Origin of the sequence: Bacillus sp. HMF5848 (assembly GCF_003944835.1) — a bacterium.
Classification (GTDB): domain Bacteria; phylum Bacillota; class Bacilli; order Bacillales; family HMF5848; genus HMF5848.
In genome coordinates this window covers 227,883-240,281 of the sequence record NZ_RWIV01000001.1, presented here as the reverse complement: position 1 = coordinate 240,281, position 12,399 = coordinate 227,883, and the positions used below count along the sequence as shown (strand labels likewise).

The 12,399-nt window shown below is 37.1% G+C and carries 12 protein-coding genes; 8 read left to right on the top strand and 4 right to left on the bottom strand.

All coding sequences use genetic code 11. The features are described 5' to 3' along the window. The first annotated feature begins 201 nt into the window (after positions 1-201). Positions 202-918 carry a class I SAM-dependent methyltransferase gene (locus EJF36_RS01265; protein WP_125904651.1) on the top strand — a complete coding sequence of 239 codons (717 nt, stop codon included), beginning with the start codon at positions 202-204 and terminating at the stop codon, positions 916-918. A gap of 318 nt (positions 919-1,236) precedes the next feature. Here EJF36_RS01265 and ytvI read toward each other — a convergent pair whose 3' ends face one another. Further along, entirely contained in the window at positions 1,237-2,265 is a 1,029-nt protein-coding gene (gene ytvI, locus EJF36_RS01260; protein ID WP_260471798.1) for a sporulation integral membrane protein YtvI, read from the bottom strand. A gap of 296 nt (positions 2,266-2,561) precedes the next feature. Between ytvI and EJF36_RS01255 the strand changes: the two genes are divergently transcribed. From EJF36_RS01255 to EJF36_RS01235, 5 genes are all read left to right on the top strand, one after another. Then, positions 2,562-2,936: a YbaN family protein gene (locus EJF36_RS01255; RefSeq protein ID WP_125904649.1), complete on the top strand. Its 375-nt coding sequence runs from the start codon at positions 2,562-2,564 to the stop codon at positions 2,934-2,936. Between the two features lie 91 nt (positions 2,937-3,027). Continuing rightward, the gene (locus EJF36_RS01250; RefSeq protein ID WP_125904648.1) at positions 3,028-3,594 is read left to right on the top strand and encodes an RNA polymerase sigma factor; all 567 of its coding nucleotides are present in this window, start codon (positions 3,028-3,030) and stop codon (positions 3,592-3,594) included. Between the two features lies 1 nt (position 3,595). Next, positions 3,596-3,895 carry a hypothetical protein gene (locus EJF36_RS01245; protein ID WP_125904647.1) on the top strand — a complete coding sequence of 100 codons (300 nt, stop codon included), beginning with the start codon at positions 3,596-3,598 and terminating at the stop codon, positions 3,893-3,895. Beyond that, positions 3,882-4,244 (top strand): double zinc ribbon domain-containing protein, encoded by a 363-nt coding sequence (locus EJF36_RS01240; RefSeq protein ID WP_125904646.1) that lies wholly within the window; start codon positions 3,882-3,884, stop codon positions 4,242-4,244. The genes EJF36_RS01245 and EJF36_RS01240 overlap by 14 nt, the downstream gene beginning before the upstream one ends. Continuing rightward, positions 4,237-4,620 (top strand): hypothetical protein, encoded by a 384-nt coding sequence (locus tag EJF36_RS01235; protein WP_125904645.1) that lies wholly within the window; start codon positions 4,237-4,239, stop codon positions 4,618-4,620. Before EJF36_RS01240 ends, EJF36_RS01235 begins: the two co-directional genes overlap by 8 nt. Before the next feature lie 131 nt (positions 4,621-4,751). On the opposite strand, the gene EJF36_RS01230 is transcribed toward EJF36_RS01235, so the two are convergent. From EJF36_RS01230 to EJF36_RS01220, 3 genes are all read right to left on the bottom strand, one after another. Then, positions 4,752-6,854, bottom strand: a complete 2,103-nt coding sequence (locus tag EJF36_RS01230; RefSeq protein ID WP_185806779.1) for a 5'-nucleotidase C-terminal domain-containing protein — start codon at positions 6,852-6,854, stop codon at positions 4,752-4,754. A gap of 159 nt (positions 6,855-7,013) precedes the next feature. Beyond that, the gene (locus EJF36_RS01225) at positions 7,014-7,607 is read right to left on the bottom strand and encodes a YitT family protein (protein ID WP_125904643.1); all 594 of its coding nucleotides are present in this window, start codon (positions 7,605-7,607) and stop codon (positions 7,014-7,016) included. Positions 7,608-7,692: 85 nt separating this feature from the next. Further along, complete coding sequence (locus tag EJF36_RS01220) at positions 7,693-8,883, bottom strand: M14 family metallopeptidase (RefSeq protein ID WP_125904642.1); 1,191 nt, start codon at positions 8,881-8,883, stop codon at positions 7,693-7,695. A gap of 213 nt (positions 8,884-9,096) precedes the next feature. On the opposite strand from EJF36_RS01220, the gene EJF36_RS01215 reads away from it, so the two are divergent. Further along, complete coding sequence (locus EJF36_RS01215) at positions 9,097-10,329, top strand: metal ABC transporter solute-binding protein, Zn/Mn family (RefSeq protein WP_125904641.1); 1,233 nt, start codon at positions 9,097-9,099, stop codon at positions 10,327-10,329. Between the two features lie 259 nt (positions 10,330-10,588). Continuing rightward, on the top strand, positions 10,589-12,130 hold the full coding sequence (locus EJF36_RS01210) for a plasmid pRiA4b ORF-3 family protein (protein WP_185806778.1): 1,542 nt from the start codon (positions 10,589-10,591) through the stop codon (positions 12,128-12,130). The last annotated feature ends 269 nt before the right edge of the window (positions 12,131-12,399 follow it).

The window sequence follows — 12,399 nt, the reverse complement described above, 5'->3', positions numbered from 1 at the left end:
ATATATATGAATTCGTAGGCATGTTTCAATACAACAAATGGACTAAGAATTTGATACATGTTTGTTTACATACACAGTATTCACTTCATTATGTACGTTCGCGTTTAAAAGTAAACTCAACTTCATGTGATTCATCACACTCCATCCCTTCCTACAATCAAGTATGATATTTACAAACAAACTTTATATGGAGGAAAAGCGATGAACTTCTACACGATACTTAGCAAATATTACGATACTATTTTTCCAGTAAATTCAGTACAAATCAATTTTATTACCCAGCATATGCATGGGAAAAGCCTTCTTGATGTAGCAGCCGGAACCGGAAACCAAGCCGTTGAACTGGCCAAACTTGGATATAACGTAACAGCAGTCGACCTAGATCCATCCATGGTTCATTCTATTAATCGTAAAGCCACAGAGCAACAGGTAACTATTCACACTGATATTTTAAATATGATAGATATTAAATCCTTACAACCTCTGTCATACGACACTATTACTTGCATAGGAAACTCTCTTTCACATCTATCATCAATCGACGAGATAACTCAAGCATTACAAGGTTTCACCAAGGTTCTTAACAAGAACGGTACCATCATAATACAAATAGTTAATTATAATAGAATTTTTGCGCACAGCATTAAGCAGCTACCGACCATTAACCGGCCACCTGTGAAGTTTGAGCGTTCATACGAGCTTTGTGAAAATAATAAAATTATATTTAATGGAACATTAACTGTTGATGACGAACAATATGAAAGCTCTGTTACACTTTATGGCATCCAGGCTGAACAACTAGTATCCTCGCTTAATAATGCAGGCTTCCACCATATTGAATTATTCGGCTCCTTTAAAGGTGAACCTTACACATCAATCGAGTCGCCAGCATTAGTAGTCGTTGCTAGAAAAGAATAGTTTTTTCTAAGAGTGCAACGTACTCGTTTTCTTAATTAAATAGGGGTGTTTTGGGTGTTGCCTAACAAGCAAGCCGTCTCAAAAAAGCGCATGCGCCTTGCTCAGCGCCGACCAACTTAAGACGTCCCCCGTAGGAGGGGGGACGTCTTATGACCTCGAGCTGTGAAAAGCATCATATTTTATATCATGCTTTTCACAAGATACTCAAGGAAAATTATTCATAGATGAAAACTGGCTAGTTGCTGGCACTAGACACTAACTCAGGGTAAAAAATATGCTTTCTTTGACATTCAATAAGGCCACTCCATGGAGTAGCCTCTACAACTTAACACTAAATTTTACAATATTCGCCTTCTTCAACGCCTCATATAGAATAACGACTGTTGGCCCAGCAAACAGCCCTAAAAACCCTATGAGCTGGAATCCTAAGTACATACTGATTAGTGCTGCAAGTGGATCAATCCCCATATTTGTAGAGAAAATTTTCGGTTCAATAACTCTTCGAACTACTGTAATAACTAAAAATAAAATAACAAGCCCTACAGCGAGCAATGTGTTTCCTTTTATTAACACAAACAATGCCCACGGGACTAAGAACGACCCCGTCCCTAATATAGGTAACAAGTCAACGAGGACGACAAATATCGAAATGACGGCTGCGTATGGTACGTTTAAAATTAGCAACCCTATCAAGGATAACACATACGTTACTACACTTAGGATAAGCTGCGCCTTTAAAAATCCAATACCTGCTTTATTAAGCTGTGCGTATACCAATTTGAACTTATTCGAGGTGGACTCGGATAATGCTTTAGCAGCCTTTGCCTTTATATTTGGTAATTCAAAGCTAATCATATATAAGCCTATTAAGTAGACTAGTATATGTATTAGAAATTCAGGGAGCTTAGCTGCCCATAAAACGACTGATTGGGCTATCGCAGTCACACTTTCTATAAGAGAGTCCATTGTCGATTCAAAACTATCCTCTAATGATTCGATAACGCCTACCGGAATCGCATCCGCATATAACTCCCACTTATGTATAAATGAGTTTATTATGCTTGTTATATCTGATATAACGAAAGGAAAACGTAATGAGAAATTTAATAGCTGGTCAACAATAATCGCCACTATTAAATAGCCTAAAGTAGCTAATACTAATAAAAAAGTAAGAAATACTGTTGTCACCGCAGCTCCTCTTGAAAATTTAAATTTCTGATGTAGTTTTTTTACAGATCCCTCTAACATAAGGGCTGTAAGAAGTGCAAATACAATAGGTAAACCGTAGCGAATCATGAACAAAAAAATAAATATGACTACTCCCCAAAGTAGAATTCTTTTTTTCATTACGTCCTTTTTAACCCCCATACCTTTAGTAAGCTATTTTGATTATTTTACTATTATCCAGAAAATAATTACAGTTATAAAGCCATTCGTCAATATTTGATACATTTTTAATTTCTACTATAAGATTTTTTTCATATTTTGCAAGGATAATTTCCGAAAAATATTTTCTGAAAATAGAAACTAATTATTTCATGGGAAATTATTGTCGAAATCGGAACTTTCATTCACATAATTTTCATTATGGAAGAGCGGATCACGTAGTATACTATTATTAACACATTGCTGATGGAGGATGTATGAATCGCATAAAGAAATTTTCACTACTAGTTCTTGGTACTGTATGTATTATTATTGGTGCCATCGGCATAGTTTTGCCACTTATACCAACCACACCTTTGTTATTACTAGGTTCCTTTTGTTACGTTCGTAGCTCCGAAAAGTTACATAAACGTTTATTAGATAACAAAGTACTTGGTACCTTTATTCGTGACTTTCAAGAGAAAAAAGGAATTCGATTACGCGACAAAATAGTAAGTATTGCTGTTTTGTGGACATCAATTTTATTTTCTGTCTTTTTCTTTATAAATTTTTTAGTCGCTGACATTTTACTTATAACACTTGCTGCTATTATATCAACTGTAATTTTTTCATTTAAAACCATCCATGATTAACGGAAGATTATTATTTTCTTCCGTTTTTTTTATTTTCACGTGAACTTTTTTCACTTTAAGACGTTAACACATATTGAGAGGGGGAGTTTTGGTGGATCAAAAGCTAATAGAGCTTTGTATGCAAGGCTCGAATTTTGCACAACAACGCTTAATAGTTAAATATAAAACTCTCCTCTACTCTTTTGCTAGAAAACTAACAAAAAACAAAGATGATGCCGATGATTTATTTCAAGATACGTGGTTAAAGGTTTTCCAAAAGCTTCATACATACGATGGTACAAAACCTTTTGAGAATTGGCTTTGTTATATATGTTTAAATACCTATCGTGACCAATATAGGAAGAAGAAGCGCTGGCTCAATATTGTGACCGATTTTTTTTTATCAAACGAGCAAAAGGATCTTACAATGGACACAGCTCCTACCCCTAGAAATCAGTTGGTTGAAGATATTGTAATACAACATGAAGAACACGATTACCTTATACAGGCCATGCAACAACTAGATGATAGCTTTAGAATCCCACTTATTTTGTTTTATTTCCAAAGTTTCTCTTATGAAGAAATAGCTAACTTTCTTCACATTCCTGTTGGAACCGTACGATCCCGTCTTTCAAATGCAAAAAAAAAGCTAAAGAATATACTCGAAGGAGTTGACTGATATGGATGAAAGATCAATGGACCAGCAGTTACAACAATATATGCATACGAGAGAAGATCCGTCTGACTTTGTGCTTTCTATGACAATACAAAAAGTAACAGCTAACACCACAAAAGGTCCTGTTCTACTTATTGCAATCATATGCTTATTGCTATTTTGGGCTGAAGTATTTTTATTTTTGTCGGTATTTGGATTTCAGCCCGCATTTTTCTTTATTTACAGTTCGTTGTCGTTACTATTTAATGGATGTGTCGTTTTTGGAATAGTAATACTAGGGAGGGCGCAGTATGACCTATATTAACCCATTATATTTTATTTTACTTATCCTATTTGTTGTACAGTTGATCATTGGGATTTATGTATATCAAAGTGCCAAAAACCACGGAATGAATAAATGGCTATGGACCATTATCGCAATATTTGTCCCTAATTTAATGGGATTAGTGCTGTTTTTCTTTGCACGTTCTCAACTAAAGCAAAAAGGCATTTGTACAAATTGCTCTCAATCCATTAAGCCTGAGTACTTGTTTTGTCCATACTGTGGTGACGATAGAAAGCAGCATTGTTCTTCATGCGCAGAAGTTGTTCAAAAATCTTGGAGTTATTGTCCGCATTGCGCTAATTCATTAAGGGGGGCTAATCATGCGTAAACTGTGGTTCATTTTTGTCGGCTTTTTAATTCTTGCCTCAGCTTGTAGTGACTCATACGTTACAATAGGTAGTGTCGGTCATTCTAATGGAAAAGAAATGGAGTACAAATATCATTACTTTAACGGAAAAAGACAACAACTATTCCATATGAAGGCAGGGACTGTCATTGAACTTTCATATGATTTGGTCGTTGAAAAAGGAGATTTATCTCTTGTAGTAAAACAACGTGATGGTCAAATCGTTTGGGAAAGATCTTTTCAAAAAAACGATCGAGGTACTACTTCAGTTACTATTGCTGAACCAGGCTATTACAATATAATCGTCGAAGGTAATAAAACGAAGGGGAACTTTAAAATAGAATATGAAGAACTTTAATTCATAATTCAATGATCCTACAAAAGCTCAGTTACCTTTCATATCAGCAAGAATCGGACATAACGTACTTATTATTCTATATGAAATAAAAACCCAGGCTTCATCATGAATCCTGGGTTTCTTCAGTCATTTTAGTTGTGTAATGAACGCTGTAAAAACAGAGCAAACATACTACGTGTTACCGTTTCGTGCGGCGCAAATGACCCATCATCTTTACCAGTAGAAATGCCGTTTTGTAATAAAATTTCTACATTGGCAACATGAGATGGAGAAATTGCTTCCTTGTCAGTAATTTGAACAGCTTTTTCTGTTGCTGCAAACTCAAATGCACGCACTAATACCGTTGCCATCTGCTCTCTAGTAAGCGTGTCATCAGCACCAAATGTACCGTCATCATAACCATTGAAGATACCGGCTGCTTTTACGGCTGCAATCGCACCAGCCATTGCATGCGTTTCTTCCACATCACTAAACACAGTCAATTTCTCTGGTACTTGTAAGTTTAGTGCTGTTGTAAGCCACTGAGCTGCTTCGCCACGAGTAACAGCTTGAGTAGGATAGAATTGACCATTGTCTAGAGTGATAATGCTTCGTGCTACGATTTCGTTCACAGCTTCATAAACTGTTGATTTGCTTGCTACATCATGAACTTTTTGCATAATACGTCCTTCAAACACAGCTTCAACTGTACCAACCTCTTGTAGGTAGCCATTGAACACTTCATAGTCTGGTAGATAAAGCTCTGTTATGCGCCCTTCATCCTTCGCTTTTTTAAAGACTTGATAGTCGTCTCCACCATCTGCTATATATGCATTTGTAGCAAGTGTATAAGATTGCTCAACGTTGATAGGTTCAAATCCTTCGTCCGTTTTAACTAAAACCTCAAGCACTCTTTCTCCAGCAGGTAGCGTCGGATCAAATGTAAATTTCATACCAGCTACATGTGGGAAACGTCCTTGTTTTTCTTCAACTTTACTTACACCGTTTTCAAGTGCTTCAATTACTTCGGCACCTGTCAACTCTAACGTCACTAACATATTCCCAAAAGGCATTGTTGTTAGTACATCCCCTAAAGAAATCTCACCTGCATCAATGGAAGCTCTAATACCACCACCATTTTGGATTGCAAGGGTTGTCTCTGGCAATGCTTTTTGAGCAGCCGCTAAAATACCATCAGCGATGAAGTTACCAAGGTTTGTTTCACCTTGTCTTACAAAACTCCGTTCACCATTTAAAAAGACATTTGAAGAACCAACAACTTCAGCTTTTAACTCCTCGATAGGCGCTTTCTTTTCTTCGTACAATGCCTTTGCTGTTTCATCATCAGCAATGATGTAGTTGCCAGCCTCATCTTTTGCATTTACATTAATGAGTTGGCCTGCCCATTCCGTTAAAACACCATCTGCATTGAAGGTAACATTAAGTTTACCCAAAAATTTACCGTACTCGTTGGCCTGAACAATAATAGTTGGCACGCCATCCTCAGCACCTACTACAACAGGCTCCTCAAGCTTCGTATGAGTGTGTCCACCAACGATAACATCTATGCCCTCTACCATTTCAGCTACTTTAAGGTCCTTAGAATAACCAAGGTGTGTTAAGGCGATAATCTTATTTATGCCTTCCTCTTCAAGACTTTGTACAGCAGCTTTAGCACTCTCTACTTCGTCATTAAAGGTAATATTTTCACCTGGATTTGCCAAAAACGCGGTTTCTACTGTAGTTAAACCTAGTACACCAACTTTTTCACCGTTAACATCTAATACAACTGTAGGAGTGATTTTTTCCTCAGCTACTAATTCAGCTAGTACTTGTTCGTTGCTGTAGTCTATGTTCGCACTTACAATAGGGAAGTCTGCGTTTTTAACAAATTCTGCAAGCACAGCAGGTCCTTTGTCAAATTCATGGTTCCCTGGTACCATCACATCATAACCTATCATGTTCATAAATTCTAAGTCTGCTTGTCCTTCATACTTGTTAAAGAATAATGTCCCTGAAAATACATCCCCAGCATCAAGTAAAATAGAGTTAGCAACCTCACTTCGAACTTGATTAATAGCTGTAATTCGACGAGCCACATTATCCAAATGAGCGTGTGTATCGTTTGTGTGCATCACTGTTAATTCAAAATCGTCAGCTGCTGCATACGATACATTTGCTACAGGAGTGAAAAGGCTTGTCCCTAAGACAGCTACTGCTAAAATACCCTTTAACTTGTTAGATCCTCTACCCACATTGCCATCTCCTTTTGAAAAAAGTATGTACGGTTCCATTATAATATTTAAACTTGGAAAATCCATGCATTTTTTAAAAATTCTCTAAAGTCGTTTTTCAATAAAAAAATAACTGCTATCTATACCCGATAACAGTTACATGAATATTACAATAATTCTTTAATGACTAACCCTTGGCTTCCACGTACATACTGTTGTAGCAAAGCCGACAAAAATAATTGTAACTATTGACAGCAAAAACGTATCCTTTGACAACAGCAACCCCCCAAGAGCTACCACACATCCATCAATCATAAAAATTACCACACCTACATTGATTGACGTTTTATCTGCAATAAACTGTGCTAACAAATCTGTACCACCTGTACTCGTCTCATATCGAAGCATGATACCAATCCCAAGTCCCACAAACGTGCCGCCCACGATAGAGCTAACGGGTGGTGATAACGATATCATCGTTACAAACAAGTCGTGAAAAGGATATAAGGCATCAATAGCAAATGATGATACCAACATACCGTGTAAGCTATTATAAAAGTAAGCTCGATTATATATCCAAGCTAACATAAAAATAGGGATACTTAATAAAATAATAGCTAATCCTGCTTTTACATGGAGTATGTAATTGAAAATCAATCCTATTCCAATAATGCCACCATCGAGAAGTTCAAATGGGACAAGGAAAAAATTTATACCAATAGATAAACATATGCTACCTAAAAATATTGCGTTTGCTTTTTGTAATAAAGACATGCTTTACCAACTCCAACTAGGACATGCTTTATATATATGCTCGATTAGCATATGACATGTCCTATGAAGTTTGGTTTTTAGTTTTTTACATATACAACCCTGCTAAAAAAATGCCAAGCGCTTCCTCATAAATCTCACCAAACTGGCTAATTGGTAGCGGATTAACTCCTCTCCCTAGCTCCACTGTAAATCCTGGTTTACGAAAATCTTGAATAAACCAATCCTTATATCCTGCGTAGCTATCTACGGTTTTAATGGGGATATACCCACTAACTCTAGCAAATTCATTTACGAGAGTTTGAGCGGCTGGCGGCTCTAAATTTTCAAATCCCCAATAGATCACCTCACCCTGAGTATGAAAAGCAAGTGCACGGTCAAAATTACTTCTCCGTGTCAACTCTGCCATAGCTACAGACTCAGGCTCAGTTAGTGGAGCCTCCCCTGGATAATCCCTTGGGCTTGGTTTATCTGGCTTACGAGCAGCCTCGATATCCCATTTTGCAGGATATTGATTGTTTAAGTCTACCCCCCTAATATTAGCTTTCCATCCCGAAAAATTACTTGAGCCATTATTAATCTCTATAACACGTTGATTCCATGGTGCTGAATCTGGTGGACCATTTAGTACTAAATTGACCCCATCAGGATTAACCATCGGAACAATAGATAATTCAACATTTGTGTAAAAAGGATTTAATAATAACCCTCTTATCGGTGCTTGGTTTGTTAATGCTAAGGCATAGTCATTTAAAAATGTCATAATAACAGGGGTTGTAATCCATTCATGCGCATGAAACGATCCATTATAATGAACACGTTTTGAACCGCTTCCTATCACTATTTCAGGAATAGTCTTTCCTAACACAGACTGACCAATCGACTCTTGCTTTAAAAATGGATAGACCGATTGAAGTCTAGCTAAATCACGCATCATATCGCTATACGTATACTCTTGTGCTCCATTCACGAGTCGCCATGTAATTCTTATAGGAGCCTTAATGAACTGCCCTACAGTAAGCCTTCTCGGATCTACGCTCGGATTTACGAGCAACAAAGCATCTAAAGGGATGTTTCGCCGCTGTGCTATTCCCCAGAATGAATCACCTGCCTGCACTATATAATCTTGTGCTACATATCCTGGTATATTTATTGCCTGACCTATTTTAAGTTGATTCGGTTGAATTGTCCTATTAGAGTCAATAATCAACTGTAAAGGTATGTTAAAAAGCTGACTGTAATACCAGTATGAATCACCTTGACGTACAAAAACCTTCATGTTGTTTATTCCCCCCGCAAATAGCAGTCATACTAATTATATGATGAGGAGAGTATAACTTATGAAAGGAATAAGTCTGGCCTTGAAAAGACTTCAAAAAGTTTGATGCATACATAGAGGAACAACAGACATATAATCAAATCGTAATCGTTCTTGTTTACAAAACGTAATCATTACGATATAATCACTATTGAATCAAAAAGGGGGATAACCATGATCGCAAAAACAAAAATGCTGTCACTAAGTTTCATATTACTAGTTGGTCTGTTTTTGGCTGGTTGTAATAGCGAAACAAACAACACCACACAAACACAGATTGATACAAATAATACAGATAATACTACTAAGCTAGCTATTTATACAACTCTATATCCTTTAAAGGATTTTACTGAAAAAATTGGTGGAGCTTATGTGAATGTCACAAGCATTATACCTCCAGGAGCAGATGCGCATACATATGAACCTACTACGAAAACAATGGTTGATATAGCGCAAGCTGACGCTTTTATCTATAACGGATCAGGTATGGAAGCTTATGCAGAGAAGATTTCATCTGCTTTAAAAAATGAAGACATAAAAATTATTGATGCTACTGTAGACCTTTCTTTAGTTGAGCATAATCATGATCATGAAGAAGAAGCACATGCTGAAGACGAGCATGGACACTCTGATGAAGAGGCTCATGCTGAAGACGAGCACGGACATTCTGAAGAAGAGGCTCATGCTGAAGACGAGCATGGTCACTCTGAAGAAGAGGCTCATGCTGAAGACGAACACGGACATTCTGAAGAAGAGGCTCATGCTGAAGACGAGCACGGACATTCTGATGAAGAGGCTCATGCTGAAGACGAGCACGGACATTCTGAGAATGCCCACACAGAACAAGAAGCTCACTCAGAAGATGAACATGCCCATGGTGATATTGATCCCCACGTTTGGCTTGATCCTATTCGTTCAATAAAAATGGCAGAAAACATAAAAAATGCACTAGTTGAATTAATGCCAGAACACCAAGCTACATTTGAGCAGAATTATGAAGCTTTAGTAGCAGACTTAAATGAATTAGATTCAAAATTCCACGAATTAGTTCATGAGGCATCACAAACCAAGATCGTTGTTTCCCACGCCGCCTTTGGATATTGGGAGGAGTCTTACGGAATTGAACAAATAGCTATAAGTGGTATATCACCAACTGATGAACCTTCTCAAAAGGAATTACAGAAAATTGTCGAGACAGCAAAGCAGTACAACATTAAATATGTTATTTTCGAACAAAATGTTACACCTAAGGTTGCCGAGCTTTTACGAAACGAAATACAAGCAGAGCCCCTTTATTTACACAACTTATCTGTACTGACTGAAAAAGATATAGAAAATGCAGAAGATTATTTTAGTCTTATGAACAAAAACATTGAAACGTTAAAAATAGCCTTTGGAAATAATTAAGTCCTGTACCGTCCCTAGAAAAATGGGGACGGTTTTTTAATATTGGTTTTTTATTGTAAAAACTACAGCTGCCTTGATTGGGAATTACGAATCCCACAAAAGCGTTAGCACACTTAACGTGATCGAGCTATTCACCACCTACTTTCTATCCCCTACGGCCTAACTCATAAGGTAAAAATTAACACCCGCTATTGAAAACATCCATATAGAAAGTTACAGTATAGATATAAAATTATCGGCTGAAAAGAGTGAATTATCATTGATTTACCAGCTAAAAATTACTTTACTGCATTTTAAACCAAAAGTCTGGCGCCGAGTATTATCTACAAACTGTTCATTTCACGACTTACATAAAATTATTCAAAGCTGTTTTGAATGGAAGAACATGCACTTGCATGAGTTTGAGGTTCGCAAATCAAATGGTGTTATGTTTCCAAAGAGTGACAGTGTCCTAATAGGTGAAATGAATGATATTAACTCCGAGTTGTTTTACAATTGGGAAGATGAAGAGGACTTAATGCTTGATGAAGAAACCGAAGAAATAAAAGATTGGATCATAAAAGAAGGAGACAAACTTCTTTATCGTTATGATTTTGGTGAAGATTGGACGCACGAAATAATGCTTGAGGCCATACTTCCATCAAATAATAAAGAGAAATATCCTATGTGTGTTAAAGCAGTTGGAATAGCCCCTCAAGACAATAGCAGAGCATTGTTTCATACTGATTCTAACAAGTCAGTTGAAAAGTCAAACGATCTAAACTTACTCCAAACAATTAACAGTAAATTCCAAACAAAGCAACATGGTACACCACTATGGTCCGATCTTTTACATTTAGCGAAAGAATTTAAAACCTTGAAGCTTTGGGAGTTACTTGATGATGATCAAATTTTTGCCATTCAAATGACCGTTGATAATACTTATATTTATTGTTCGGTGTTAGGAAGTGCATCAGAGGTTTTTGGATTAGCTGCGTTTGTAGGTGATGAAGGATGGCAGTCCCTTCAGGAAATTATTTCTGGACAACAAGAAGACTCATTACAACAAAGGTCTTTATTATTATCGTTCTGTAATCGAGATGAATTAGATGAAGAGGACTACCAAATTATTAAAGAAAGTGACTTTTCATTCAGAGGCAAGCACGCTTGGCCGCAGTTCAGAAGCTTTATCCCTAGATACTTACCTTGGTCCCTTGATAATAATGAGATTGATGTATTTTGTACAGTTCTAGAGCAGGCTATTCTAATTGGAAAATCGGTTATCAATGATAATCTCGTTATTCCACATTACCCTAACGGCTTGATACCAGCAAGAATCTGGCAGGACGATGAGTGGAGGCAATCTTTTATCTCTATTCCAAGCGTAGAGGATCGTCAAACAGAAGCTCCTCCACCGGTAACAAATGAATTGGCCGTATATGGAGCTCGTAAAAAGTACAAGAAGATGACTCAAGCTGTTGAGATGGCACTATTTCCCTTCATTGAGCCTGTTCAGGATCAACCTGATGAACGTCCCTATTTTCCGATGATATATGTAATGATTGAACATAACAGTGGCATTGTTATGGATACACAAATAATGCAGCATGAAAACATCACGGCATTTGCGCAAGAGTCGTTTTTAGGCTCCATTGATGCTTTACGCTCCATACCGAGCGAAATATGGATGACTGAAACAACCGCTCACTATTTACAACCGATATTAAAAATATTAGATATTAAAGTCGTAGTAGTTCAAACATTACCACTCGTTGAAGAACTGAAACAAAGTTTTTTAGAACATAGTGTTTTCCGCCATTAATAAGAAAGCTAAGCACAACCATATAAGGCGCTGGTCACAGGCTGTGAACAGCGCCTCTAAAAAACTTAATAACATGTCAAAAACGTAGAGAGAGGGACTGATTAACAACAAGCATGTTATCGTTGCGTTGTCGCATTTAGGCCCGCCTCAGGTGCCGAAGTGTAGCAATCTTTAAGCAATCATAATCTACCTAAATTCCTAGACAGTAAGCCAAGGAAAAATTGCCTTAACACTTTAAAGACACGGCCCTTAGCAAAAACACATCTGTT

Bases quoted from the DNA above. Each gene is read 5' to 3' on its own strand.
- EJF36_RS01215 (WP_125904641.1), top strand. From the start codon at position 9,097: ATGATCGCAAAAACAAAAATGCTGTCACTAAGTTTCATATTACTAGTT.
- EJF36_RS01220 (WP_125904642.1), bottom strand. From the start codon at position 8,883: ATGAAGGTTTTTGTACGTCAAGGTGATTCATACTGGTATTACAGTCAG.
- EJF36_RS01245 (WP_125904647.1), top strand. From the start codon at position 3,596: ATGGATGAAAGATCAATGGACCAGCAGTTACAACAATATATGCATACG.
- EJF36_RS01265 (WP_125904651.1), top strand. From the start codon at position 202: ATGAACTTCTACACGATACTTAGCAAATATTACGATACTATTTTTCCA.
- EJF36_RS01235 (WP_125904645.1), top strand. From the start codon at position 4,237: ATGCGTAAACTGTGGTTCATTTTTGTCGGCTTTTTAATTCTTGCCTCA.
- EJF36_RS01240 (WP_125904646.1), top strand. From the start codon at position 3,882: ATGACCTATATTAACCCATTATATTTTATTTTACTTATCCTATTTGTT.
- EJF36_RS01225 (WP_125904643.1), bottom strand. From the start codon at position 7,607: ATGTCTTTATTACAAAAAGCAAACGCAATATTTTTAGGTAGCATATGT.
- ytvI (WP_260471798.1), bottom strand. From the start codon at position 2,265: ATGAAAAAAAGAATTCTACTTTGGGGAGTAGTCATATTTATTTTTTTG.
- EJF36_RS01255 (WP_125904649.1), top strand. From the start codon at position 2,562: ATGAATCGCATAAAGAAATTTTCACTACTAGTTCTTGGTACTGTATGT.